The sequence below is a fragment of the Candidatus Eremiobacteraceae bacterium genome, assembly GCA_035710745.1.
Taxonomy (GTDB): domain Bacteria; phylum Vulcanimicrobiota; class Vulcanimicrobiia; order Eremiobacterales; family Eremiobacteraceae; genus JANWLL01.
In genome coordinates this window covers 25,258-51,000 of the sequence record DASTCX010000025.1, presented here as the reverse complement: position 1 = coordinate 51,000, position 25,743 = coordinate 25,258, and the positions used below count along the sequence as shown (strand labels likewise).

Sequence of the window (25,743 nt, the reverse complement as noted above, 5' to 3'; positions counted from 1 at the left end):
CCGAGCGAAGCTCGGCTATCGTCGGACTCGCCTCCACCAGATCACTGCGACAGCGGCAGGTACACCGCCGATCACCCAGCCGGCGACGACGTCGAGCGGCGTGTGGAGCAGGCAATAGACGCGGCCCGCTCCGAGCGCGACGGTCACCAGCCACGCGGCAGCTCCCACCGGCGGATCCACGAACAGGGCAAGCGTCGCTGCGTACGCGGCCGCTGCTGAGTGGTCCGATGGGAACGCGTTGTCCGTTCCATGCGGTATCAGCGGCGCCACCCCGAGCACGACGAACGGCCTCGGCTCTTCGTGCACGAGGCCTGCGACGTAGACCAGACCGGCGGCCAGCGCGGCGCAGACGATAAACGGTATCACGGCACCGCGCGGACGCGACCGAAACCATGCGACGCAGAAAAGCGCGAGACAAAGATATAGGCCGTACTGCGCTGCACCTGCGCCGATCGCGTCGAGCAAGTGATTCGGCCACAACGAGTGTGCGTATCGCTCGATCGTCATCGGCAGTCGTTGGTGCACGTCGGCTTCCTTGCCTTTGCGGCCGAGCGTCGAGCGATGTCCGCAAATGTGGCCTAACCCGGCAGGAAACGGGCGAACGGCGCGTCGCAACTAGCGCAGACGTGGCCGCGTGAGCCGCCGCGATGCTGTCTTGTTGTACACGGCGTACCGAGCGTAAGGAAGCGAATGCCAGTCCATCCGATCCACCATCTGCAGATAGGCACCGACGCGTTCAACGTCGCGAAGAAGTTCTACGGCGCGCTTCTGCCCGCACTGGGCTTCGACTCGGTGTTCGAGAAAGACGACAGCTTCGGCTATCAGCGCGAAGGCTTCGAGATCATCATCGTCAAGGCCAAGAGCACGGCCGACGATCTTTGGGAGCCGGAGCGGCGCGTCGGCTTCGACCACCTCGCGCTCAACGCCGATTCGCGCGCGAAAGTCGACGAATGTGCCAAGCTGCTCGACGAGCTCGGTGCGGAGATCGACGACGAGCCCGCCGTCGTGCCGGAGTACGGCGAAGACTACTATGCCTTATGGGTGCGCGATCCGAGCGGCTTGCGCATCGAGGTGGTCTACCAAGGCGCGTAACCTATGAAAAAGGTCAACACGAACGGCCTTGAAGAGCTGACGTGGTCGTCGCCTTCAGGCAAGTTCGCCGGCGCGGGCAAGCAGGTCTCCGAAGCGCTCGGCCGCGATCCGAAATCGACCGATCCCTTCAAGTGCCATCCGTTCGACGTCGAGATCCAGCGCATTCCGCCCGGCAAGCTACCGTGGCCGTATCATTCCCATTCGCACCAATGGGAGTTCTACCACGTGATCACAGGCAGCGGCTACGTGCGCGACGATGGCGGAACCACGCCGATCGTCCAAGGCGATGCATTCATCTTCAAACCGGGAGAGGCGCACGTCGTCGGCAACGATGGCGATGTCGACTTGATCCTCTATATGGTGGCGGACAATCCGTTCAACGAGACGTGCTACTATCCCGATAGCGGCAAGTGGGCACTGGCCATTCCCGGCGACACCATCGTGCGCGCGAGCTCGCCGCAGTCGCTCGACTACTACGACGGCGAAGAGTAAACGGGTATGAAAGGGAGCGGTCGACGTTTATCGTCGACCGCCGCGGTCTCACCCATTAAGATTGTCGGCGGTCGACCGTAAAGGTCGACCGCTCCATTATTATTTTCGTTTGACCGCAACTAGAGGACTGCGCGTTGGCGGGTGGAGATCTTTCTCTTGCGACGCGCGTCGTCCGTCAGCAAGCGCTTGCGCAGACGGATCGATTTCGGCGTCACTTCCATGAGCTCGTCGTCTTCGATGAACTCGAGCGCTCGTTCGAGCGACATGAGCTCAGGCGGCGGCAGATTGGGCGCATCGTCCGAGCCTGACGCGCGCATATTCGTCAGCTTCTTGGCCTTGCAGACGTTGACGAGGACGTCGTCCTCCGTCTTCGCACGACCGACGACCATGCCTTCGTAGACCTCGGTCTGCGGGAAGATGAAGAACGTACCGCGCGGGAGCAAGTTGTCAAGGGCGTAGGCCGTCGCCACGCCCGTCTCCGCGCTCACGAGCGCGCCGACATTACGGTGCGGGATGTCGCCCGCGAGCGGTTGATGGTCGTAGTACGTGTGGTTGATGATCGCGGTGCCGCGCGTCAACGTCATGAGCTCGTTGCGCAAGCCGAAGATGGCGCGGGTCGGCATCGTGTACTCGAGACGCCGGCGCGAACCGTACTGGAGCATGTTGAGCATCGTCGCGCGCCGGCGACCGAGCGCCTCTATCGCGGCGCCGGAATACTCGTCGGCGACGTCGACGACGACGTACTCGACCGGTTCCATCTTGACGCCGTCTCGCTCGACGACGACGACTTGCGGTTTGGAGACGGCGAGTTCGTAGCCTTCGCGCCGCATCGTCTCGATGAGCACGGTGAGGTGGAGCTCGCCGCGTCCGGACACGGAGAACGTGTCGGGCGACGCGGTCGGCGTCACGCGCAACGCGACGTTGCTCTCGAGCTCGCGCTCGAGCCGTTCCTTGATGTGACGGCTCGTCAGATACTTGCCTTCGCGCCCGGCGAAGGGACTTGCGTTCACGACGAAATCGACGACGACCGTCGGTTCGTCGACGAGCACCGCGTCGACCGCCTCCGGCGACGTGGCATCCGCGAGCGTCTCGGCGATATTGACGCCTTCGACTCCCGAAAGCGCGATGATGTCGCCGGCTTTCGCTTCGCTCAGTTCGCGGCGCTGCAGACCGTAGAATTCGAATATCTTCGTGACGCGATGATCGGTCCGCAGCTCGTGCCCGAGCCGGACGATCGCATCGCCAGGGTGCACTTTGCCCCGGAATATGCGGCCGACGGCGATCCGCCCGACGTAGTCGTTGTGATCGATGTTCGAGACGAGCATCTGGAACGGGCCCTCGTCGTCGCCGGGCGGCTCGGGGACGTGCTCGAGGATCGCGTCCATCAGCGGTTTGAGATCCGTGCCGGGAACAGCGAGGTCGGTCGTCGCGGTTCCCTCGCGCCCGACCGCATACAAGACCGGGAAATCGAGCTGATGATCCTGACACCCGATGTCAATGAAGAGCGCCAACACTTCATCGAGGACTTCTTTGGGCCGCGCGTCTTTGCGATCGATCTTGTTGATGACGCACACGACCGGCAGATCTTGCTCGAGCGCCTTGCGCAAGACGAAGCGCGTCTGCGGCAACGGCCCTTCTCCGGCGTCGACAAGCAGCAGCACACCGTTGACCATCTGGAGCACGCGCTCGACCTCACCGCCGAAATCCGCGTGCCCGGGCGTGTCGACGATATTGATCTTGTAGCCGGCCCAATCGATGCCGGTGTTCTTCGCGAGAATCGTGATGCCGCGCTCGCGCTCGATCGGGTTGACATCCATGATGAGCTCGCCCGCCTGCGACGGGTCGCGGAATATGCCGGCTTGCCGCAGCATCGCATCGACGAGCGTCGTCTTGCCGTGATCGACGTGTGCGACGATCGCGATGTTGCGGATATCGGAGCGGATGCGCATATCGTTGACTGCTACGACGTGCGCGGGGAGAAGCCTGGTCCGGCGCGAACCGGGCCGCATGTCGAATAAGACGTATTCAGACGGTGATAACCCCGCGCGTCAAGAGCTGCGTCCCTATTCCGGTGACGTCGCGCCCGATGCGGATCCGACGTACGACCCCGAAAGCGACCCGACCGTCCGCAGCATCGGCATCATGGGTTCCGCCGGCGGCGAGCTCGATCCTGAAGTGCGCGAACGTTGTTATCAGCTCGGCGTCGCAGTCGCAAAGGCGGGCTGCGTGCTCATCACCGGCGCGTGTCCGGGTCTGCCGTACGACAGCGCGCGCGGAACGCGCGATGCCGGCGGTCTGTCGGTCGGCATCTCACCGGCGCTGTCTCGCAGCGAGCACGTGAAGAAATACGAATCACCGGTCGATGCCTACGACGTCATCATCTACACCGGCAGCGGTCTCATGGGCCGCGAAGTGCACAACATCCATTCATCGGATATCGTCATCATCGCCGGCGGCCGCTCGGGTACGCTCGGCGAATTCTGCATCGCGTTCGACGAAGGCAAGCTCATCGGCGTGCTCGCCGGATCGGGCGGGATGGCCGACCAGCTCGACACGATCGTGCCGAAGCTCGGCAAGCAGACCGGGTCGCAGCTCTTGTTCGAAAAGGATCCCGAGCGCCTCGTGACGCTCTGCATCGAGCAATATCGCGCGGGTCACTTCCGCAGGCCGTCGACGTTCGTCGCCGACTCGGCTGGAGCGTAGCCGATGGCGCGACTGACGTTCTACGGTGCCGCCGGCGTCGTCACCGGCAGCAAGCATCTGCTCGAGACCGACTCGGGTGCACGCGTGCTGCTCGACTGCGGCATGTTCCAGGGTTTGCGCGAGCTCGAGGAGCGCAACTGGACGCCGCCTCCGGTCGATCCGAAACATCTCGACGCGGTCGTCCTGTCGCACGGTCATCTCGATCATTGCGGATATCTGCCGGCACTCGCGCAGCAAGGATTCAAAGGACCGATCTATTGCACGGCGGCGACCGCGGAAGTCGCCGGGCTCGTCCTGCGCGACTCCGCGCACCTGCAAGAAGAAGAGGCGCTTCGCGCTGCCAAGCACCCGGACCGCGGTCTTCACACGAAGGCGCTCTACACGGCCGACGACGTCGCGAAGGTGACTGCAGCTTTCCGTCCCGTCGAGTACGGTGAGATGCGTCCGGACATCGCCGGCTGCCGCTTCCGACTCGTCGACGCCGGCCATATCCTCGGTTCGGCGATCACCGAGTTCTGGTTCGACACTCGCAAGCTCACGTTCACAGGCGACCTCGGACGGTATGGCCGCCCGCTCCTATGCGATCCGTCGCCGATCGCCGAAAGCGATGTCGTGCTGTGCGAGTCGACGTACGGCGACCGCTTACATCCGGCGAGCGATCCGCAAGCGGACCTGGGCGAAGTCATCGTCGCGGCGATGGCGCGCCATGGTGTGCTGGTCATTCCGTCATTCGCGGTCGGGCGCACGCAAGAGATACTTTACGCGATCGGTCAGCTGCAACGGTCGTCCGCGATTCCGGCGGTGAAGGTCTATGTCGATAGCCCGATGGGCATCGAAGCCGATGCGATCATGGAGCGTCATCCCGAAGCGATGCGCTTCAATCCTAAGGAACGGTTCGGGCCAAAGGACACGAGTCTCGGCGCGCAAGGCGTCACGAACACGCAGAGCGCGGCCGATTCGATGAAGATCAACGACATCAAGAGCGACGCGATCGTCATCTCTTCGAGCGGCATGGCGAACGGCGGGCGCGTGCTCCACTATCTGCGCAACAGACTTCCGCGTGCGAACGACACCGTGTGCTTCGTCGGCTTCCAAGGACCGGGCACGCTCGGACGGGTGCTCCTCGGCGGCCCTAAGCAAGTAAAGGTGTTCGGCGTGCCGGTCGACGTTAACGCGCAGATAGCGCACATCGACGGATTCTCGGCGCACGCCGATCGCTCAGAGCTGCTCCGATGGTTCGGCGAGTTCCATAGCAAGCCGGACGTCTACATCGTCCACGCTGATCCGCCCGCGGCGGCTTCGCTTGCCAAGGCGATAAGCGCGCAATACGGCCTCAATGCTCAGCCGGCGGTGCAAGGCAAAACCGTCACGATCTGATCGGCCTCGGTGGACAGCAGAAAATAGCGACGCGCCGAGCAGTCCGTGCTCGGCGCGTCTTTGAGGACCACCGTTACAGATGTCAGGGACCGGTCGGCCGTCCCTGAGCGACTCGCGGATCCGAATCGTCGCCCACGCGCGACAGTATGCTTTCCGAGACTTCGCGCATGTGGTAGCGCCGCTCGTATTCGTGCACCGGATCGACGCGTAAGACGTCGGCGTCGGTCAACTCGTCGTTTTGTATCTTCGTCCTGTCCATGGTCGCCCTCGCTCTCTTGGTGCCTTGGATTCAGTCGCCGGATAGGTCGCGGCGCTCTAAGGTAAGTTTATTCTATCCACTAGTAATGCGCGTGAAACTTTATTACCAATGTTGCCCGGTGGAATCATCTTTCCGCCTAGCGGAACACATGGCTCCTGTAGCGGTCGAGCTTTAGCTCGACCGCCGCGGCCTAAGCAGTTCGCGAGGCTTCTTTATTCCGCTTTGAGATGCTGAGCGACGATGCGATCGGCGGCCGCGCGCGGATCGATTTCGCGGCGCAGCACCGCCGCGAGGACGGGCTCCATTGAGCCGTCGCTCGACAATTGCCCGGCGACGTAGGCGCCTATCCGGCGCTGCACCGCCTCGACCACTTCATCGCGAAGGCGGTCGTGCGAGCGCCCCATCCGTTCGTCGGCCTCGAGCACTTGATGGTGCTGCTGACATGCGATCCAGAGCTTGTCGATGCCGACGCCTTCGGTCGCGATCGTCTCTAGGACGGGCGGCTTCCAGCGGCGTCGCCGCTCCTCGGCGCCGCCGAGCGTCAGCATGATCTTAAGGTCCGCGACCGTCTGATGCGCGCCCGGCCTATCGGCCATGTTGACGACGAAGCAGTCGGCGATCTCGAGCAGGCCGGCTTTGATCGTCTGGACGCCGTCACCGAGGCCGGGAACGGTCACGACGACGACGGTGTCGGCGACCTTCATGATCTCGAGCTCGATCTGGCCGACGCCGACCGTCTCGACGAGGATAATGTCGCGGCCGAACGCATCGAGTGCGCGGACGACGTCGCGCGTCGCCGGAGCGAGGCCGCCGGCGCTGCGGCGTGAAGCCATGCTTCTGATGAAGACGCCGGGATCGCCGGCGTGACGCTGCATCCGAACACGGTCGCCGAGCACCGCGCCGCCGGTGAACGGACTCGATGGATCGACAGCGACGATACCGACCGTCCGCTCTTCCTTACGTATGAGCGCGGCGAGGACGTCGACGAGCGTGCTTTTCCCGGCGCCGGGTGGTCCCGTGACGCCGATGACCTGCGCGTGACCGGTCCTCGGGTAGAGCATCGCGACGAGCGCGGCGGCAGCGGGGTCGTCGTTCTCGATGAGCGAAATGGAGCGTGCGAGTGCGCGCCAGTCTCCGTTGAGAACGCGCTTCGCGAGGTCGATTCCTTTCCGTTCGCTTTCTGTCGAAGCGGCGGCCGTCGTCACGCGTCGGTGATTCCCGGAGGTGTTCGCGAGCGCCTGCGCTCGCATCGAGGAGCATCAGGTGCTTGTAAGATCGCTGCTATCATCCATCGCCTTCGTCGCATTGGCACTAGCGCTCTCACCGCAGACTTCGCGGGCCGAGGAATGTTCGGCTTCGATAGCCGCGTTTTCGGCCGCCGGTCACGGGCTGTCCGGCAAGGAGACGATGTATCGCGTCACGCTTGACGTCGAGCCGGATGTGACGGGAGCGGAGTTCGTGATCCACGGCAACTCCGCACCGGATACGAAGCTCGACGAAGTCGTGACGCATCACAGGTCGTCACCGGTCATCGTGCCGTGAGCAAGATATCTAACTACCGTATGGGCGCATCGGTGCGGATGATCATCGCCGCAGTGGTGGTCGCACTCAGTCTTGTGCCGATCCGGGCGACAGCCGCCGATTGCTCTCTTCAGCTGCGGTCGGTCGTCTTCGGTGCGCAATCTTCCGCGCACGACTTCGTTTCGTATGCCGTGCGATTGAATGGCGACCCTCAAACCGGAACGAACGCAGAGCTGTCAGTCAAGCTGTCCAATGGGAGCTCCTTCAAGCTGCCGTGGACCGACGTGACGATTAAGCAACCGGCGTACAAGGGCGACGTGCCGAGCGCATTCGGCGCGTTCGACCGGCGAAAGGCCGACATCGTCGCCGCATCGGTCGACGCGGTGTCGCCGGCACCTGGTCAGAGTCCGGCGCCGTGCGTCGGCCAACAAGTCGAACTCAACGCGACTGACAATAATCCGTGGGGGTTTGAAGTGCTCAACGCGCAGAAACATCCGTTCAATGGTGCCATCGCCACCACTTCGACCATCGATCATACCTTGACGGACGCCAGTTTCAAGAACAGAGTTGAGCCGACGTATCCGGCCGCCGAGAGAGATGCGGGCGTGCAAGGAGACGTCACCATACGCATCACGGTCGCGCCCGACGGCCAGACTTCGCGCGCAATGATCTGGGAGTCGTCGCAGGACGATGACATCGATCTTGCCGCGCTCGATGCCGCACAGCGCTCGACATTCAAGCCCGCGACGAGAGATGGAGTCGCGATTTCTCTGGACTACCTCATCGTCTACACGTTCCGCGTGGACGGCGGTCCTGCGCTATCGCCGCCGAAACCGAGTTGTCCCCTCAACGTAACGAAAATGGTGCTCGTCAACGTTGGGCCAAAAGGGGGACCCGATTGGTACGAGATGAGCTTCACGGCGAAGCGTGTAGACATCGTCTCGGCCACCGTCGAGTTCTACGATGCTGGCCTCGCAACCGTGATCGTGCCGTGGGACTCCATCACGGTTCCGCCGCTCGACAAGGAAGGGGAGGCAGGAATCACCGCCACGATGCCATGGACAGGAGACGATCCGCTCAAGTTTTGGGTCGCAAGCGTGAAATATGCTGATGGCAGCCAACAGCAATGCGGCACGTACTACGAGCTCATCGATCGGCCGGATGCGGCCGGTGCGCTCCCACGCGTTCTCAAGTTTCCGATGCCGACCGTTCGCGTCGAGACGCGCCGCTTCGAAGCGCCGCTCGTCGAGTCGTACCCTTTATATCCGGCAGCAAGTCTCGCAGCCGACGTCACCGGGGGAGTCGGCATCGACGTCGTCGTCAACGATTCCGGCGCCGTCGCTGGGGCGCTCGTCGTATCATCATCGAAGAGTGAGGACCTCGACAACGCCGCGCTTACCGCGGCGATGAAGACGAAATTCGCGCCGCGTCATGACACGGCGTATTTTCCGATGCGCGTGTTCCATCTCGACTACGAGTTCCAAGACGACATATTGTAGGGCAAAGAGGGAATCGCTTCCGTTGCGTCTTAGGCGTGCACGACGTTTCGCTTTGCCTTGAAGTCGCGAAAGAATCCGCCTGCTCTTGGAATCCGCAACCGTCCGCGTCACCGTCAAAAAACCGTTCGGGCTATTTCCCACGGTCATCTGTCACGGCTGGTACCAAACACGTCCTTTTCGATGGCTCCATGACCGGCGCACGCTCCAGCGTGTCGAACGCCTGCATGACGGACGCATCTTTCTCGTCGAGATGACCGAAGACGCTTCGGCTCGCAAGACGTATCGCGATGTGCTCGTCACGACGACAGGCGACGGCGCCCGCGATCCCGGTGTCGCCGACGAGATGGCGCGGCGCGCGAGGTCGATGCTTCACCTCGACGAGCGCCTCGACGGTTTCTACGCGCTCGCGAGCAAGCTACCGGAGCTCAAGGACGCACGACGTGCCGGAGCGGGGAGACTCATGCGCGCCTCGTCGCTCTGGGAAGACGTCGTCAAGACGATATTGGGCACGAACGTCGTGTGGAAGCAGGCGGTCGTCATGATCAACCGCCTCGCGGATCTGGGTGATCCTTGTCCGTCCGACCCGACGCTGCGCGCGTGGCCGACCCCGGATCAGGTCGCGCACAAGGGCGAACGATTCTTGCGCGATAAGGTGCGCGCCGGCTATCGGTCGCCGTACATCGTCGAGCTTGCCAAGCGCGTGAAGACGGGCGACATCGACCTCGACCAACTCGATGCCGATACGAGCGGCATGGAGCTCGACGAGCTTTTCAAAGCGCTCACCGGCATCAAGGGCATAGGCAAGTCGTCCGCGCACTATCTCATGAACCTGCTCGGACGGTACGATCACATCTCCGTCGACTCGGCGACTATCGCGTACGCGAAGCGCGAATGGTTCCGCGGCAAGCGACCGACGGAGAAGCAGATCAGACGCAGGTTCGCCCAATTCGGCAAGTGGCAGTCGCTCGTCTACTGGTTCTCGCGCTGGGATGAGCGACCGGAGTGGTGGGAAGACACGAGTGGCAGGTCGTCCGCCTAGATACGTTCCGCTGCGCAACGTGCCGCGCAGCATTGCGCGCAGGCGGCGTCGTCGCATCATCGCGCATCGCCTTCGACTCGTCCTTGCCCTCATCGTCGTCATCGCCGTCGTCACCTTCGGCGTCCGCGCACTGCGGTCGATGCACGGCATCGCACCGAGCGCCGCTCCGACGCCTACGATTCCGACCGCACCGCCATTCACGAGCGCCTTCGTCCGGCATGGGTCGGCGTGGAGCGATGCCGACAAGTCGAAGGTCGTCCGTGCCGCCGCACCGATCCTTAACGGCGCGGCTTTTCCCGCGACGACGGGCGCGGTCATCGTGGACGCGCGCACCGGACATATTCTCTACGAACACGACGCGCACGTACCGCTCGTCCCCGCGTCGACGCTCAAAGTGGTCGTCGCGGCGACTGCGCTTCACGATCTCGGACCCACACATCGTTTCGAGACCGAGATCGTCACCGACGGCGCCATCCGCGACGGCACGCTCGACGGCGACCTTTATCTTGTCGGCGGCGGCGACCCGGAACTCGCGACGGACGATCTGCGCGGCGCCGTTCATCGACTAAAAGATGAGGGCATCGGCGTCGTCAGCGGCGCTGTCGTTTCGGATGGATCGCTCTACGGCCCCGACGCGGTCAACAAGACGTGGGATGCGGAAGACCTCGAATACGGTTGGGCCGCGCCGCCGAGCGCGATCACGATCGACAACGGCGCCGTGCAGTTCACGCTCACGCCCGATCCGGACGGCGGTCTCGCGACGATCCAGGTCGACCCGCCGGGTGCGGCCGGCAAGATCGTCGGCGGAGTCCGCTCGGTCTCAGAATATGCCGACAACACACTGCGCATCGATCCGTTGCCGGACGGCTCGGGCTATGCGCTTTCGGGCCAGATCCCGTACGGCGCACCTCAGAAATACTGGCGGTCGATCGCAAAACCGACAGCGGTCGCGGCGACCGTGCTGCGCTCGCTCGCATATTCCGGCGGCGTCGCGGTCGCCGGCGACGCGACGACCGGCAAAGCACCTGCCGGTGCATCGACGACGCTATGGGCGCACCGCTCTCGGCCGGTCGCGTCGATCGTCCAGCAGATGGCGCGCGACAGCGACAACCACATCGCCGAGCAGCTCCTGCGAGCCGTCGGAGCGAACGCGTCGGGAACGGGCACGCTCGACGGAGGACTTGCTGCCGAGCACTCGTTCCTCGCATCGATCGGTGCCGACGATCCACGCAATGCACTGGTCGACGGATCCGGACTTTCGGCGGCCGACTACGTCACCGCCGCTACCCTCGCGGCCGCGCTGCGTTCGATGCTGCGGGGGTCGGACGCACAGGCAGAGGCCGCGCTCTTACCGCGCGTCGCTCTTGACGGTACAGTACGCTATCGCCCCCTTGCGCCCGACGTTCTAGGCCGCGTCCGCGGCAAAGATGGATATATAGAAGGCGCAAGCGGACTCGCGGGCTACGTCGAAACCGCGCATCATGGCGTCGTCGTGTACGCATTCCTCGTCGACGACTGGCAGCAAGGACTCGATGCGATCTGGGCCGGCGAGGACGATATCCTCGCCCGCATCGCACGCATGTGAGCGAAGAGCGTCCAAGACAATGGAGCGGTCGACCTTTACGGTCGACCGCCGCGGCCTTCCAACTGAAAGGTCGTACTCGGTCGAGCTAAAGCTCGACCGCTACAACTGTTGGATTGTCGTGCCAGGGAAGTAGGCGCCGATGATCGCAGCGGCGTTTTGGCCGGCGAGCGCTCTGCCTTGCGCGCCCCACTGGCACATGCCGACGCCATGGCCGACACCGTGGCCGCTCAGCGTATAGCCGCCGCCCGACGATGCGATATCGAAGAACGAACTCGGCACCACCTTGTAACCGAGCACGGCGGTCGCTCGAGAGTAGAAGTGGTGGCCATCGATATCCTGAGCGGCGCCGCTCGAACTGACGACGTGCACGGTCTTCACGCGTCCATCGGGCCAGCGCTGCGAGATAGCGATCGACGACAACGCGTCAACCCCGGCCACGCTCGCGAGAGCGCTTGCGGGCAGCGAGTTGCGCCAAGAATAGTAGGGCGAAGCAGCGCAATAGGCATGGCCGCCACCGTCACTGTCGGGATACCCCTGAAGATACGGCGGTGCCGGCTCGCCCGTGATTTCGCTCGATGATGCCGTATGGCCGCCGCACGCAGAGTGATACCAGACATCCGCAGGCACACCGCCGGACATCACGACCAGCCCGGCAGTCGCGCTGGCAGCCGTGCGCAGCGATCCGACGATCGCGTCGACGCCGTGATAGACCTGGTTCGTCGTGTCATCGGTGACATCGTACGACGCCGGGCGCGTATGCTTCATGCGCCGCAGCCCGTAGGTTCGGATCGCGATGGCTTGCGCTTTGAGCGCCTCAGACTGCCAGCTCGAACTGATCTCCGACGCCATGACCGACGCGACGTACGATTCGACGTCGACGTCGTTGTAGACGACGAGGTCGCCGTCAACCGTCGCCGATAGTATCGTACCCGCGTAATTGCGCTCGATGACGCTGCCGTCAGTCGTGGTCGCTACGACGTCTACCGGACCGGAGGATTGCGAAACGACGGTCGGCTTGGACGAACCATCGACGCGGACGCCGCCGATAACGGCGCTGCGCAGATCGTAGCCCGAGAAAAGGCGGACTCGGATCGGGCGCGCCCCCGCGGCTGACGCAACGGCGCTCCGCTTTCCGAAAAGCATGAAAGCGCCCGTCGCGCCGAGTCCGATGACAAACCGTCTTCGCCGCATCAACAGTAAAACGCATTCGACCAATCATGCGTTACAGCCCCTCTCGTCAACGCAAACGCGAGGCACGCGGCTAAGCGGCAACGAACTGCGGCCGCCATGAACAGCCTGCCTATCGCCGTGCTCGTCGCTGCCGCGACATTGCCGCTATCGCACTACGACTCGAGCGGTCCGTACGTCAAAGCGCCGGCGCTCGGGATCCACATCGGCACCCTCTCACCCGGGCGCTACGATGCTATCACCGACGTCGCCGGCGTTCTCGTCGGGCAAGTGACGCACATCGAGGGATCCGGCAAACTCGTGCCCGGCGTCGGCCCCGTGCGAACGGGCGTCACGGCGGTGATCCCGCGGGCCGACGTGTGGCATAAGAAGGTCTTCGCCGCCGCTTGGGCGCTCAACGGCAACGGCGAGATGACGGGCACGACGTGGGTCAATGAAGCCGGCTGGATGGAAGTGCCGGTCTTGCTCACCGACACATTGTCGGTCGGGCGCGTCGATGACGGCGTCGTCTCGTGGATGATCGAGCACAACAGCGGGATCGGCATCACTGACGACGTGCCGTTGCCGGTCGTCGCTGAATGCGACGACGAGTTCCTCAACGATATCCAAGGCAGGCACGCGACCGCGGAGGACGCCGTGAAAGCGCTCGACGGCGCGACGGGTGGCCCGATCGCGCAAGGCGGCGTCGGCGCTGGCACCGGCATGCTATCGTTCTCGTTCAAAGGCGGCATCGGCACGGCATCGCGCGTACTTGCCCAACAAGACGGCGGTTACACGGTCGGAGTCCTCGTCAACACGAACACGGGAAGACGGCGTCAGCTCATGATCGACGGCGTACCGGTCGGCGCGAACATCCCGGACATCATGCCGAAAGCCGGTCCCGATGGAAACGGTTCCGTCATCATCGTCATCGCGACGAACGCGCCGCTCGTTCACGACCAGCTCGATCGTTTGGTGAGGCGCGCGGCATTGGGCCTCGCTCGCACCGGCGCGGACGCCATGACGGGCAGCGGCGATCTCATCATCGCGTTTTCGACAGCGAACGTCGTGCCGCACTATCCGGAGGCGCGAACGTTCAGCGTCACCGACCTCGATCAATACCACATCGATCCGGTGTTCTACGCGACCGAGGATGCGACCGAAGAAGCGGTCATCAACGCGCTGCTCGCCGGGCAGACGATGGTCGGCCGCGACGGCGACATGGTCTACGGCCTGCCGCACGACCGGCTGCTGAAGATCATGAAGAAATACGGTCGTTGACCCGTCGCATAGGTAAGATGGAGCGGTCGACCTCAACGGTCGACCGCCGCGGCCGTTCGAAGACGAAACGAACGGTCGCACGCGAATATCGGCGCAGCGGATCGACGGGCGAGGTGGCCGTGGGCAAGCATCGCTTACGGGTCGCATGGACGCATGCCGGCATCGCTTTCGTCGACGACGCGGACGTCGACGTCGCGGACATCGAAAAGCGCCTCAAGATGCGGCTCGTGGCCAAACCCGTGCCGGCGCTCATCCGCTCATCGCTCGTCGAAGCATCGAGGGGCGCTCGCGACGTCGACGTGCCGATCGACTTGTCGTGGGCATCGGAATATTTCCAAGAAGTGCTCGCCGCAGCGATGCGCATCCCGCGCGGACAGACTCGCCCGTATTCGTGGCTCGCGCGAGAAGCGCGCAGGCCGCTTGCGGTCCGCGCCGCGGCGAGCGCGATGGCCAAGAATCCGCTGTGGCTGCTCGTCCCTTGCCACCGGGTCATCGCAGCGGACGGAACGATCGGATCGTACGGATCGAGCGGCATCGAACGAAAACGGGAGCTGCTCAAACGTGAAGGCGTGACGCTTCCCGGTCCCAAACGCCGCGCCGACAAGACTAGACGCCGTTGAGCTTTAGAACTTCGACATGTCGTAGATGGGTGGATTCTTCACCTTGTTGGCGACCGCCAGCGTGATCTGTTCGTCATCGCTCAGCAGGATGGTGCGCGGGTCGATCGAGTTGCTCCACGGCATGTTGTTCCCGGGAACGACGACCTTCACCCAAACGGTGCCTGTGTAGCCGGCGACGTTCGAACTCGACAGCGGCATGCCCCAGACATCGAAGAACTGCCCGAGCGTCAGGTTGAGATTCGTCTTCGCTTCGTCATGGATGACTCCGGACCGGTCATGCGTGTGCAGGTTGTAACCGCACATCGCAGTCGCGATCTCGTCATTGTCTCGGTCGAACGTCCATGGCGGCACGAGGCCGATACCCCACGGTACCATGATCTGCGTACCCGTCGGGTCGAAGATGCTGAGGTGCGTGTGGATGTGGAACGTCTGGTTGATGAACCCGTGGCATTCGAGGAGATTGTCGATCTTCTGACCTTGACCGCCGCTCGACGTGTCCCCGTCCGGAAACGTATTGACGCCGATCTGGTCGCCGGGTTGAAGGGGAATGCGGATATCCGGTGCGAGCGCTCCCGTTGGTTCCAGCGACACGATAGCGGGTGCACTCGTGACTGGCTGCGACGGCGAACAAGCCGCCGCGATCGCGCAAAGGGCGCTTAGCGACATGACGAAAATCAATCTCAAGCTGAACATGTGGATAGTATACACGGCGAACGCGAACGAATGACGAAAGTAGTGCGAAGGCGCTCCCGAGATGACTTTCGTATGAAATGCTACCCCGGGTTGCGGTGCAAGCGTTCGTGAACTCCACGAAGTACGTCGCGCTGATCCGCGGGATCAACGTGGGGAACACGCAGATGAGTATGGAGCGTCTGCGCAAGCTTTGCGCATCCTGTGCGTTTGAAGGCGTACAGACGTACATACAAAGCGGCAACGTCGTCTTCTCGGCTGCGGATAGCGCACAGATGTGCGCAGCCAAACTTGCCGCCCGGCTGCAGCGCGAGCTCGGCAAGCCGGTGGGCGTCGTCGTCCGATCAGGACGTGAGCTCGCTGGAGTCGCCGCGAAGAACCCGTTCCTCAAGGAAAAGGTCGAAACAGCGCGTCTAAGCGTCGCATTCCTCGTAGAGAGTCCGAAGGCGGAACGCGTGAAGGCGCTCGCAGCCGTCGACTGGGGCCGAGACCGGTTCCATCACATTGCGAAAGAGCTATACCTCTATTGTCCCGATGGGTTTGGCCGTTCCAAGCTCGCGACGACATTCGAGCGCATGCTCGGAGTGGGCGCTACCGTGCGCAATTGGAACACCGTTTCAAAGCTGCTCGAAATGGCAACGTGAAAAGCGTGCGGTAGCTGCCCACGTTGAGTGGGCGCACCGCACGTCATTACGTCTTGGTGATCTCGCGTGCGAGCGTGACCTTCAGTTCGCGCAGACCCTTTCCGGTCTTCGCCGATACCGCGATGCCTTCGTGCGGATGCACGGCTTCAGCGATGTCCGTCTTGTTCCAAACGATGACCGTCGGCTTTTCCGCTGCGCCCAACTGCTCGAGGATCGCCTCGACCGATTCACGCTGACGCTCCCAGAACGGATTGCTCGCATCGATCACGTGAAGCAACAGCGTCGCACTCGTCACCTCTTCGAGTGTCGCTCGAAATGCGTTGAGCAACTCCTTCGGCAGATCGCTGATGAAGCCGACCGTATCCGCGAGCACGACTTCATCACCATCGTCGAAGCGGAGCTTGCGAAGGGTCGGGTCGAGCGTTGCAAATGGCTGATCAGCGACTAGTGCGTCGCGGCCGGAGGTCAGCGCGTTGAGTAGCGACGACTTCCCCGCATTCGTGTAACCGACCAGGGCGATGAGCGGCGTTCCTTCGCGACTGCGCCGCTGCTCGCGTCGCCGCAGGCTTACTTCTTTGAGCTGCCCTTCGAGGTGCGATATGCGAAGGCGGATCTTGCGTCTATCCGTCTCGAGCTTCGTTTCGCCAGGCCCCCGCGTGCCGACGCCGCCGCCGAGCCGCGACAGCGAATCGCGCGCCCCGATGAGGTTCGCAGCGCGATGGCGCAACTGCGCGAGCTCGACTTGGAGCTTGCCCTCGTTCGTCCGCGCGTGCTGCGCGAAGATGTCGAGGATGACGACGGTACGGTCGGTGACGGCGATCGAATCGCCGAGGGCCTTTTCAAGAGCGGTGCGCTGGCGGGGGCGCAGCGCGTTGAGAGTGACGACGAGTTCGGCTTTCGACTGCGTCGCCGCCTCGATGACGTCGGCCACCTTGCCCGAACCGATGAGCGTCGACGGATCGACCGCCGGGCGACGCTGAACCATGCGGCCGACGGGCTCGATGCCGCTCGCACGAGCGAGCGCGTCGAGCTCATCCATCTCGACGTCGAAGAGGGCGCGATCTTCGCCGGTATCGACCCCGACGAGAAGTGCGCGCGGTCTCGCGGGCGCGGTGCTATGAAGACGTGCCATACGATCAGCGCCATTTGCTAAAAACGAAGCGGTCGACCTTCAGGGTCGACCGCAGGACGGTTTTCGAAGCCAGCAGATCAGGCGGTCGCGAGCTCCGGCTCGGCGCGCCGCAGCCCAAAGGCGTGATCGGCGACCGGCGTCAGCGGCGAGAACGATAACTGCTTCTGATACGTCGAGACGAGCAGCTCGATGCCGCCCCGCACGCAACCTTCCTCAGCGACGCACTTGGAGAGCTTCTTGAAGAAGTACTCCTCGAGATTGCCGAGCGCATGCAGCCAGTAGGAATCTCTTGTGAGGCGCGACCCGTCGAAATGATTCTTGTCGACGAGCCAAACGAAAACCGGCTCGCTGCCTTCACGGTACCCCAGGACGAAGAGGGGAAGTGGCTGCGACGCCGGTTCGGGATCAGGTTGGAACGAGCAGATGGTATAAAATTCGAGCAAGACGTGTTCGGGCTCGATGGGTTTGCTCACGAACGCCTCCTGTGCACAACCGGTGTTCGGACGCGCGCGCCAACGCGTGGTTGGTCCTGGCGTGGCGTTTCGGGGGTTATCCGTAGACCTCCCGCATCGCCGCCTCGAGCGGCGCCGTGTCGCCCGAAATCGTATGGTTATCCGGAGTGAGGTCAGCCCGGCGCACGGCGTACGGCAGGTAATTGAAGCGCGGCACTTGGACGAAGAGCGCCGTCGGCGACATTCCGGTCAACGGAAAGTCGCCGTCCAGGACGGGCTCCGCCGCCTCGGATTTGACGATCCAGAAGTTCGACGCCCCGCCCGCGACGCACCGCGCGCGGACGCCCCGCAGGTGCAAGATCGGTGCATCCTCGGGCGGTCGCGGCTGATCGGTCGTCAGGAGCCGATGCGCGGTCTCCTTCGACGACCGCCCCATATGCGCGTTGACCCAATCCTTTTGCCGCTCGGCGTTCTTCTCGTCCATCGTCAACCTCTGCCGCGAGCCGCGTCGAAATCGAGCGCCACGTCGAGCGCCGGTGCGCTGTGCGTCAATGCACCGACCGAGATGACATCGACCCCCGCAGCCGCCGTTTCCGCGACGCGTTCGAGCGTCATACCGCCGGACGCCTCGACGATCGCCTTGCCGCGCGCAAGATCGACGGCCTTTCGCATCGTCACCGCGTCCATGTTATCGAGCAAGACCGAATCGGCGCCTGCCTCGAGCGCTTCGGAGACCTGGTCGAGGCGATCGCATTCTATCTCCACGACGACACCCGGACCGACTCCAGCCCGTGCATGGTGCACCGCTTCCTTCACCGACCCGACCGCCGCGATGTGATTGTCCTTGACGAGTACCGCGTCCGCGAGCCCGAATCGATGGTTGACGCCCCCGCCCGCGCGAACGGCATAGCGTTCGAGAGCGCGCAATCCTGGTGTCGTCTTGCGCGTGTCGGTGATCTTGGTGCTCGTGCCCGCGGTCGCATCGACGTAGCGACGCGTGAGGGTCGCGATACCCGAGAGTCTGCCAAGGAAATTCAACGCGACTCGCTCGGCCGTCAGCAGACTTCGCGCCCCTCCGTTGACATTCGCGAGCACCGAACCGGCATCGACTTTCGATCCGTCGGCGACGGCCAGCTCGACCTTCGTCGACGGATCGACGAGCGCGAAGGTCCGCGCGGCGATGCCGAGGCCAGCCACGACACCCGCCGCACGCGCGACGATGCGGCCGCTCCAACGTGCTTCCGCGTCGACGACCGCACGCGACGTGATGTCGCCCGAACCGACGTCCTCGGCGAGAGCGCTCTTGATGATCGTGTCGAACATCGTGGCCGCAGATGCATCCATGGGAACGAACGGCTCGGACGTGAGAAAAGGATGCCTGCCGCTGCGCATACTGACGTCCGCCATCAAGCGGGGACCTCGACCGGCATGAGCGTCTGGCCGCCGGAGCTCCACACGATTCGCGCGCGCCAGTGCGCATCGTCGCGCTCCGGATAGTCCGAGCGATATTGACTCCCACGGCTCTCTTCGCGGATGAGCGCGGCCTTCGCGACGTGCGTCGCCGCCGTCAAAATGCTTCGCGCCTCGAGCGCACTGCGGTCGAGCGGGCGTCGGACGAGCGGAATCGCGGACATCGCATCGGCGGCGCGACGAAGTTCTGTGCCGTCGCGGATGAGACCAGCGGCATTCCACGCAAGCGTGCGGACCTTTTCGACGTCGTCACACGCCTCGACGAAAGCCGGAGGCGAAGTCGCGCGAGCTTCATCGAAGTCGCTGCTCATCGTCTTCGCGATATCTTCGGCGGCGCGCGACGCGAAGACGAGACACTCGGCGAGCGAATTACTCGCGAGACGATTTGCACCGTGCAACCCGGTGCACGCGCATTCGCCGATCGCATAGAGCGAATCCACGGCCGTACGGCCCCACAGATCGGTGAGGACCCCGCCCATATGATAGTGAGCGGCGGGCGAGACCGGAATAGGCGATGCGCCGATGTCGATGCCGAAGCGCGCGCATGCGGCGGCGATATTCGGGAAGCGGGAGCGGATGGCTTCGGGAGTACCGATCGGCTTGAGGTCGAGCCAGACGCCGCCGGCCGGGTCGGTTTGCAGCTGGCGGTAGATCGCGCGAGCGACGATGTCGCGCGGCGCGAGCTCACCGCGCGGGTCGGCATCGAAACAAAAACGCCGCCCCTTCGCATCGATGATGATGCCGCCCTCGCCTCGCGCAGCCTCGGAGACGAGGAGCGCCGGGGCGCCCGCAACGGCGAGTGCGGTGGGATGGAATTGCGTGAATTCGAGATCGGCGAGCCGGCCGCCGGCGGCGAGCGCGAGGTGAAGGCCGTCGGCGGTCGCGCCGGGCGGGTTCGTCGTCCGGGCGAAGATGCGTCCGCTTCCGCCGGTTGCGAGCGTGGTCGCTGCCGATGCGAGCACTGAAACGAGACGCCCGTCGACGAGCAGCCACGCGCCATGGCATCCGTCGGAATCGACGATGAGCTCGACCGCGATCGATCGTTCGAGAACGCTGATGTTCGGGTGGCGAAGGGCGCGCGAGGCGAGCGTGTTCGAGATGGCACGGCCCGTCGCGTCGGCGGCGTGAGCGACGCGCTTTGCGCTATGCGCCGCTTCCTTCGTAAGATCGAGCGCGCCGCCCGATCCGAGATCGAAGGCGACGCCCAACCTGAGCAATTCGTCGACTCGCTGCGGCGCTTCAGCGGCGACGATCGCCGCGGCGCGTTCATCGCACAGGCCGGCGCCGGCGACAAGCGTGTCTTGGAAATGCGCGAGCGGAGAGTCTTCTTCGAGGTCGAGCGCGGCCGCGACGCCGCCTTGCGCCCAAGCGGTGTTCGATTCTTCGATCGTGCCCTTGGTCGCGAGCGCGACAGACTGACCTTGCGACGCGCAGCGGAGCGCGAGCAGCAGCCCTGCCGCTCCCGACCCGATGACGAGCACATCCGTGCGGATCATCTTATCGCAAGACCGCGGCGGTCGAGATAAATCTCGACCGCTCCCCGACACTCATTGCAGAGATTCCGGCGTCAGACAACGGAGACCATGCGCTCGATGCTCGAGCGCGCGCGGATCATCGTCTCCGTCGGGATCTCGATCGGGTTGAGGTCGCCCTCGAGGCATGCGAGCACTTTCTCGAGCTCGACGAACTTCATGTACGGGCAATGCGGGCATGGGGCGATCGAGTAGAAGCGCTTCTCCGGATAGAGATCCTTGAGCCGAAGGAGCAGACCGGCTTCGGTGAGGATGATGAACTCGCGTTGCGTGCTCTTGCCGGCGTAATCCATCATCGCTTGCGTGCTTCCGACGAAGTCGGCGAGCTCGAGCACTTCCGGCGAGCACTCAGGATGCGCGAGCACGAGCGCATTCGGTGACAACTGCTTGCGCGCGAGAACCATCTCGGGCCGGATGACGAAGTGCGTCGGGCAATAGCCGTCCCAGCAGATCAGCTTCTTGTCCGGCGTGTGCTTTTGAACGTACGCTCCCAAGAACTTATCGGGTGCGAAAAGCACTTCGTGATCGGGCAGCGACTGCACGATCCTGACGGCGTTCGTCGACGTGCAGCAGATATCGGATTCGGCTTTCACCTCGGCGTACGTGTTGACGTACGAGACGAGCGGTAGACCCGGATGCTTCGCCCGGAAGGCGCGCGCCATGTCGCCGGTGATCATGTCGGCCATACCGCAGCCCGCTTTCATGTCCGGAAGCAGCACGGTGCGCGTCGGATTAAGCAGCTTCGCTGTCTCCGCCATGAAATGGACGCCGCAGAACACGATCATATCGGCTTTCGTCTTCTGCGCCTCGCGGCTCAGGTTGAGGCTGTCGCCGATGAAGTCGGCGATCTCTTGCACTTCGAGCCGTTGATAGATGTGCGCGAGGATGACCGCGTTCTTCCGCTTCGCGAGGTCGCGGATGCGCGCTTGGAGAGAACGCAATTCGGGGGTGATCCGGCGTTCGGTCGTGCCGTCGTCGGTCGGCAACGCTATCGCCATAGTAAGGTGAGGTTCGACGGACCGCGGTAGGAAGGCCTCGCGGCCCCCTGCAAGTTGCGCCAAATGTCGCTGCGCGACGAACTGCTCGCCGCCGTGGGGCCAGTCGGGCTCATCGATGATCCGGGCGGCCGCTCGACGTTCGCGTACGAGGCCGCGCTTCCGAGCCACACGCCGCCGCCCGACTTCGTCGTCCTGCCGACGACGACTAGCCAAGTCGTCGACGTCGTCAAAGCGGCGGCGCGCAACGGATTTCCGATCGTGCCGCGCGGTTCCGGCACCGGTTTGTGCGGCGGTTCGCTGACGACGCGCGGCGGCATAACGATCTCGACGACCCGGATGAACCGCATCCTCCACGTCGACTACGCCGATCGGCGCGCGGTCGTGCAGCCCGGCGTCATCAATCTCGATCTCAGCGAGATAACGCGCCCGCACGGATTCTTCTACGCGCCCGATCCGTCGAGCCAGCGCATCTCGACGATCGGCGGAAACGTCGCGTGCAACGCCGGCGGCCCGCACTGTCTCGCATACGGCACGACGACCGATCACGTGCTCGGCCTGACCTGCGTCATGCCGGACGGGACCGTCTTGACCGTCACAAGCACGCCGGACGAGTCGGGATTCGATCTCGCGGCGCTCATCACGGGCTCGGAGGGTACGCTCGCGATCGTCACCGAGATCGTCGTGCGCCTCACGCCGGTGCCCGAGGCGGTGCGCGTGGCGCTCGCGGCGTTCGACACGATCGACGCGGCCTGCCGCAGCGTCAGCGCGATCGTCGCACGCGGTCTTGCTCCGACAGCGCTCGAGATGATGGATCACCTCGCGATCGTCGCGGTCGAATCGGCGTTTCGCGTCGGTTATCCGCTCGATTGCGGCGCCGTTTTGCTCATCGAAGTCGACGGGCTCGCGGACGGCATCGACGATCGCCTGGCTGCCGTGACGACGACATGCCGCGAACACGGCGCCTCATCGGTGCGCGAAGCGGTCACGCAAGTCGAGCGCGATGCGCTGTGGTCGGGGCGCAAGGGCGCGGCAGCCGCATTCGGACGCATGGCGCCGAACTTCTACATACAAGATGCCGTCGTACCCCGCTCGCGTTTGCCGGAGGCGTTGGCAAGCGTCACGGAAATCGCAGGCCACTACCGGGTCAAGAACGCGAACGTCTTCCATGCCGGCGACGGCAACCTCCACCCGAACATCATGTTCGACCGCCGCGACACGGAAGAAGTGAAGCGCGTCGTCGAAGCCGGCACCGCGATTCTCCACGCCTGCGTCGATCTCGGCGGTACGGTCTCGGGCGAACATGGCATAGGGCTCGAAAAGCGCGACGCGCTCGACCTCATCTTCAGCGTGGACGACCTCGCTGCGATGGCAAAGGTGAAGGGCTGCTTCAATCCGACCCTGCTGTTCAATCCGGACAAGATATTCCCGTCGAATCGCCGTTGCGGGGAATTGCTCGAGCTCGCGGCGGACTCGGTGATGCGCGCCACGGAATCCGGCGCATGGATCTGATCGCTTCGATGCAGCCCTCGAAGGACGCTCGACCCGCGACGATCGCGGAGGTGGCGCAGATCCTTGCCGACGCCGTCGCCAGCGGCTTGACCGTCACCGCGATCGGCGGCGGCACACATCTGGCGCTCGGACGCTCGACGCGCGGGCCGAACATCGTCCTTCACACGACCGAGCTGAGAAACGTCGTCGAACACACACCCGACGATATGACGATCTCTGTCGAAGCAGGCATGCGGATAGCCGACTTTCGCGACCTTCTCGCGCGGCATCGCAGCCGCTTGCCGATCGACGTCGAGACGCCCGATCGCGCGACGATCGGCGGAATGATCGCTTTCGGCGCAGCCGGACCGCGACGGCTCGGGCTCGGCACGCTACGCGACTATCTCATCGGCGCGCGCTTCGCGCAGCCCGATGGACACGTCGTGAAAACCGGGGGCATGGTCGTCAAGAACGTCTCCGGCTACGATCTGACGCGGATGCTCCACGGTTCCGTGGGGGCGCTCGGCGTCATCGGCTCGCTCAACTTCAAACTCGCGCCGGTGCCGGCGGCGCAAACGGTTACCGAGTTCGCGCTCGCACACTCCGGCGAAGCACTCGCCGCCGCGTCCGCGATCGTCGATACGAGGCTGCCGTTTGCCGCCGTCCACGCGCGCTCGGACAGCACAGTCGTCGTCGGTTGCGAAGGTCACACAGCCGACGCGAAGCGCTTGCGAGCGGAGGCGCGCGCCATCGCGATGCGCCACGGCGCGACCGAACGCGAATCGGTTGAAGGCGAAAGCGATGTCAATGCAGAGTGGCGCGACTTCATGGCTGCCCCGTTCGGCGATCGCACGGCGACGTTTCGCATCGTGTCGACGCAGTCGCGGGTCGCCGCGGACATCGAGCGCGCGGCTGCGATCGCACAATCGATGCGCTTCGGACCTGTATGGTCCGTCGACGCCGGCTGCGGCACGGCGGAGCTCAGTGTCGAGTGCGCAGATCGGTCCGACGAGATCGTCAAACTCGAGCGAGAGCTCACCGAGATGGTGACCCTGCGCGTCACACGATGTCCGCTCGCAACGCGATCGAGGCTCATCCTGCACGGACGTCCGCCGGCGGGTGCGCGCCTCATGCGGCTGCTCAGGTCGCAGTTCGACCCGACAGGGGTATTGTCGGGAGCGCCGTTCGCCGATGGGCCAAACACCGATGGGTGATCCCGGGTTCGTCGCGCCCGACGTCCCTTCGGACGCGATCGTCAACACATGCATCAAGTGCGGGTTCTGTCTGCCCGTCTGTCCGACGTACAGGCTGACGCTCGACGAGCGGTCCTCACCGCGCGGCCGGATCGGGCTCATCGCCGGCGTTCTCGAAGGGAAGCTGCCGCTCGACGATCCGACCTTCACCGCCCAGATGAGCGAATGTCTCGGCTGCCGCAGCTGCGAGCCGGCGTGTCCATCCGGCGTGCGTTACGGAGCGCTGCTCGAAGACGCGAGGGCGCAGATCGCCAAGCGCCCCGACAACGCACTCCTGGCGCCGCTTTTGCAGGCGGTCTACGAGGCGCTTTTCGCCGACGGACGGATCTTGCGCTTCGCGGCCTACGCGGCCGGGCTCGCGCAGCGCCTTGGAATCCGCCGGCTCCTTCGAGCGAGCGGCGCGCTTCGCGCACTCGGTCTCGAACGTCTCGATGCGCTGCTCCCGTCGCCGCGCGGCGCGCCGTTCGTCGCGAACGGACAGACGTATCACGCGGTCGGCACGACGTCGCGCGGCAGCGTCGCGCTCTTCGCAGGCTGCGTCATGGGCGCGATGTTCGGCGACATCGATCGATCGACGGTTCGCGTCCTTGCGCACAGCGGCTGGGATGTGGAAGTGCCCGAGGGTCAGGCCTGCTGCGGCGCGCTCCATCTTCACGCCGGCCTCAAGGATCGAGCGCGGGAGATGGCGCGCGCGACGATCGCGGCTTTCGAGCGATCGGGAGCCGATCATATAGCGGTCAACGCCGCCGGCTGCGGCGCCGCGATGAAAGAGTACGGTCACCTCCTCGAGAGTGACCCACAGTGGCACGATCGCGCCGTGAATTTCGCGTCGCGCGTCCGCGATGCGACAGAGCTCGTCGACGCGACCGGGCTGACCGATGTAGCGGTCGACGTTCACGTCGACCGCCGCGGCCGTTCAGGTGAGGCCGTCTCCGGTCGAGCTAAAGCTCGACCGCTACATGACCACATATCAGCTCGACCGCTACAAGATCATACAACGCGCGTCGCTTACCAGGATCCTTGCCATCTCGCTCAGGCGCAACGCGTCGTCGACCAACCCAGGCGCGCGATCGACGCCGTGCCCGGATACGAGCGCGTCGAGCTCGAGGGAGCCGACCGCTGCTGCGGCAGTGCGGGAGTCTACAACCTAACGCACCCGGCGATGGCCGACGCGCTCGCAGACCGGATGATCGCGGCGGCGAAAGCGGTCGGAGCGGAGCGTCTGATCACCGCGAACCCGGGATGCCAGATCCAGCTCGCGGCGGCGTCGCGGCGCGCGAACGGCCCGAGCGTCGAGCACATCATGGAATTTCTAGACGACCCGGCGACGCCGCCTCGGCTCGACGAAGATGACGACGCTCACGTCGACGCCAAAGGACTAGCGTTCGCAATCGGAGCAACCGTGTTCGTGGGGATCTTGCTTTTCGCGTCGCGCCGGAAGCGTTGATC

Annotated in this window: 26 protein-coding genes; 14 read left to right on the top strand and 12 right to left on the bottom strand. The window is 64.3% G+C overall.

The features are described from left to right. Positions 1-15: 15 nt before the first annotated feature. Positions 16-525: a phosphatase PAP2 family protein gene (locus VFO25_09780; protein ID HET9343189.1), complete on the bottom strand. Its 510-nt coding sequence runs from the start codon at positions 523-525 to the stop codon at positions 16-18. Positions 526-690: 165 nt separating this feature from the next. Here VFO25_09780 and VFO25_09775 point away from each other — a divergent pair, with 165 nt between their 5' ends. Together VFO25_09775 and VFO25_09770 are read left to right on the top strand one after the other, a co-directional pair. Continuing rightward, entirely contained in the window at positions 691-1,092 is a 402-nt protein-coding gene (locus VFO25_09775) for a VOC family protein (protein ID HET9343188.1), read from the top strand. Positions 1,093-1,095: 3 nt separating this feature from the next. Further along, complete coding sequence (locus tag VFO25_09770) at positions 1,096-1,584, top strand: cupin domain-containing protein (protein ID HET9343187.1); 489 nt, start codon at positions 1,096-1,098, stop codon at positions 1,582-1,584. 119 nt (positions 1,585-1,703) lie between these two features. Here VFO25_09770 and typA read toward each other — a convergent pair whose 3' ends face one another. Beyond that, positions 1,704-3,533 (bottom strand): translational GTPase TypA, encoded by a 1,830-nt coding sequence (gene typA, locus VFO25_09765; protein ID HET9343186.1) that lies wholly within the window; start codon positions 3,531-3,533, stop codon positions 1,704-1,706. Positions 3,534-3,591: 58 nt separating this feature from the next. Here typA and VFO25_09760 point away from each other — a divergent pair, with 58 nt between their 5' ends. Both VFO25_09760 and VFO25_09755 read left to right on the top strand, forming a co-directional pair. Beyond that, positions 3,592-4,287: a hypothetical protein gene (locus tag VFO25_09760; GenBank protein HET9343185.1), complete on the top strand. Its 696-nt coding sequence runs from the start codon at positions 3,592-3,594 to the stop codon at positions 4,285-4,287. Positions 4,288-4,290: 3 nt separating this feature from the next. Continuing rightward, positions 4,291-5,664, top strand: a complete 1,374-nt coding sequence (locus tag VFO25_09755) for an MBL fold metallo-hydrolase (GenBank protein HET9343184.1) — start codon at positions 4,291-4,293, stop codon at positions 5,662-5,664. Between the two features lie 82 nt (positions 5,665-5,746). Here the strand turns inward: VFO25_09755 and VFO25_09750 are convergent, their stop codons facing one another. Together VFO25_09750 and meaB are read right to left on the bottom strand one after the other, a co-directional pair. Beyond that, entirely contained in the window at positions 5,747-5,923 is a 177-nt protein-coding gene (locus tag VFO25_09750) for a hypothetical protein (GenBank protein ID HET9343183.1), read from the bottom strand. A 212-nt stretch (positions 5,924-6,135) separates the two neighbouring features. After that, positions 6,136-7,128 carry a methylmalonyl Co-A mutase-associated GTPase MeaB gene (gene meaB / locus VFO25_09745; GenBank protein ID HET9343182.1) on the bottom strand — a complete coding sequence of 331 codons (993 nt, stop codon included), beginning with the start codon at positions 7,126-7,128 and terminating at the stop codon, positions 6,136-6,138. A gap of 58 nt (positions 7,129-7,186) precedes the next feature. Between meaB and VFO25_09740 the strand changes: the two genes are divergently transcribed. The 4 genes from VFO25_09740 (at position 7,187) to dacB (ending at position 11,567) form a co-directional block, all read left to right on the top strand. Beyond that, positions 7,187-7,465 (top strand): hypothetical protein, encoded by a 279-nt coding sequence (locus VFO25_09740; protein ID HET9343181.1) that lies wholly within the window; start codon positions 7,187-7,189, stop codon positions 7,463-7,465. Next, the gene (locus VFO25_09735; GenBank protein HET9343180.1) at positions 7,462-8,943 is read left to right on the top strand and encodes a TonB family protein; all 1,482 of its coding nucleotides are present in this window, start codon (positions 7,462-7,464) and stop codon (positions 8,941-8,943) included. The genes VFO25_09740 and VFO25_09735 overlap by 4 nt, the downstream gene beginning before the upstream one ends. A gap of 85 nt (positions 8,944-9,028) precedes the next feature. After that, complete coding sequence (locus VFO25_09730; protein ID HET9343179.1) at positions 9,029-9,982, top strand: hypothetical protein; 954 nt, start codon at positions 9,029-9,031, stop codon at positions 9,980-9,982. 19 nt (positions 9,983-10,001) lie between these two features. Then, positions 10,002-11,567 (top strand): D-alanyl-D-alanine carboxypeptidase/D-alanyl-D-alanine-endopeptidase, encoded by a 1,566-nt coding sequence (gene dacB / locus VFO25_09725; protein HET9343178.1) that lies wholly within the window; start codon positions 10,002-10,004, stop codon positions 11,565-11,567. A 99-nt stretch (positions 11,568-11,666) separates the two neighbouring features. Here dacB and VFO25_09720 read toward each other — a convergent pair whose 3' ends face one another. Next, positions 11,667-12,758, bottom strand: coding sequence for a SpoIID/LytB domain-containing protein (locus VFO25_09720; protein ID HET9343177.1), 1,092 nt, complete (start codon positions 12,756-12,758; stop codon positions 11,667-11,669). Positions 12,759-12,854: 96 nt separating this feature from the next. Between VFO25_09720 and VFO25_09715 the strand changes: the two genes are divergently transcribed. Both VFO25_09715 and VFO25_09710 read left to right on the top strand, forming a co-directional pair. Beyond that, positions 12,855-14,015 (top strand): P1 family peptidase, encoded by a 1,161-nt coding sequence (locus VFO25_09715; protein HET9343176.1) that lies wholly within the window; start codon positions 12,855-12,857, stop codon positions 14,013-14,015. Next, positions 14,012-14,635, top strand: a complete 624-nt coding sequence (locus VFO25_09710) for a methylated-DNA--[protein]-cysteine S-methyltransferase (protein ID HET9343175.1) — start codon at positions 14,012-14,014, stop codon at positions 14,633-14,635. Before VFO25_09715 ends, VFO25_09710 begins: the two co-directional genes overlap by 4 nt. 3 nt (positions 14,636-14,638) lie before the next feature. Here VFO25_09710 and VFO25_09705 read toward each other — a convergent pair whose 3' ends face one another. Then, complete coding sequence (locus tag VFO25_09705) at positions 14,639-15,226, bottom strand: hypothetical protein (GenBank protein ID HET9343174.1); 588 nt, start codon at positions 15,224-15,226, stop codon at positions 14,639-14,641. A gap of 209 nt (positions 15,227-15,435) precedes the next feature. Here VFO25_09705 and VFO25_09700 point away from each other — a divergent pair, with 209 nt between their 5' ends. Then, positions 15,436-15,969, top strand: coding sequence for a DUF1697 domain-containing protein (locus VFO25_09700; GenBank protein ID HET9343173.1), 534 nt, complete (start codon positions 15,436-15,438; stop codon positions 15,967-15,969). 46 nt (positions 15,970-16,015) lie between these two features. Here the strand turns inward: VFO25_09700 and hflX are convergent, their stop codons facing one another. The 6 genes from hflX to nadA form a co-directional block, all read right to left on the bottom strand. Continuing rightward, positions 16,016-17,101 (bottom strand): GTPase HflX, encoded by a 1,086-nt coding sequence (gene hflX, locus VFO25_09695; GenBank protein ID HET9343172.1) that lies wholly within the window; start codon positions 17,099-17,101, stop codon positions 16,016-16,018. 77 nt (positions 17,102-17,178) lie between these two features. Further along, complete coding sequence (locus VFO25_09690; protein ID HET9343171.1) at positions 17,179-17,574, bottom strand: hypothetical protein; 396 nt, start codon at positions 17,572-17,574, stop codon at positions 17,179-17,181. A 76-nt stretch (positions 17,575-17,650) separates the two neighbouring features. Further along, entirely contained in the window at positions 17,651-18,037 is a 387-nt protein-coding gene (locus tag VFO25_09685; protein ID HET9343170.1) for a hypothetical protein, read from the bottom strand. A gap of 2 nt (positions 18,038-18,039) precedes the next feature. Next, positions 18,040-18,960 carry a carboxylating nicotinate-nucleotide diphosphorylase gene (gene nadC / locus VFO25_09680; protein ID HET9343169.1) on the bottom strand — a complete coding sequence of 307 codons (921 nt, stop codon included), beginning with the start codon at positions 18,958-18,960 and terminating at the stop codon, positions 18,040-18,042. Continuing rightward, complete coding sequence (gene nadB, locus VFO25_09675) at positions 18,960-20,519, bottom strand: L-aspartate oxidase (protein HET9343168.1); 1,560 nt, start codon at positions 20,517-20,519, stop codon at positions 18,960-18,962. Before nadB ends, nadC begins: the two co-directional genes overlap by 1 nt. A gap of 71 nt (positions 20,520-20,590) precedes the next feature. Beyond that, positions 20,591-21,553, bottom strand: coding sequence for a quinolinate synthase NadA (gene nadA / locus VFO25_09670; protein HET9343167.1), 963 nt, complete (start codon positions 21,551-21,553; stop codon positions 20,591-20,593). Positions 21,554-21,616: 63 nt separating this feature from the next. Here nadA and VFO25_09665 point away from each other — a divergent pair, with 63 nt between their 5' ends. The 3 genes from VFO25_09665 to VFO25_09655 are packed head-to-tail and all read left to right on the top strand — an operon-like array spanning position 21,617 to position 25,741. Beyond that, positions 21,617-23,062, top strand: a complete 1,446-nt coding sequence (locus VFO25_09665) for an FAD-linked oxidase C-terminal domain-containing protein (GenBank protein HET9343166.1) — start codon at positions 21,617-21,619, stop codon at positions 23,060-23,062. Beyond that, on the top strand, positions 23,053-24,255 hold the full coding sequence (locus VFO25_09660) for an FAD-binding oxidoreductase (protein ID HET9343165.1): 1,203 nt from the start codon (positions 23,053-23,055) through the stop codon (positions 24,253-24,255). Before VFO25_09665 ends, VFO25_09660 begins: the two co-directional genes overlap by 10 nt. Continuing rightward, a complete protein-coding gene (locus tag VFO25_09655; protein HET9343164.1) occupies positions 24,233-25,741 on the top strand; it encodes a (Fe-S)-binding protein in 1,509 nt (502 codons plus the stop codon). The genes VFO25_09660 and VFO25_09655 overlap by 23 nt, the downstream gene beginning before the upstream one ends. Positions 25,742-25,743: the final 2 nt, after the last annotated feature.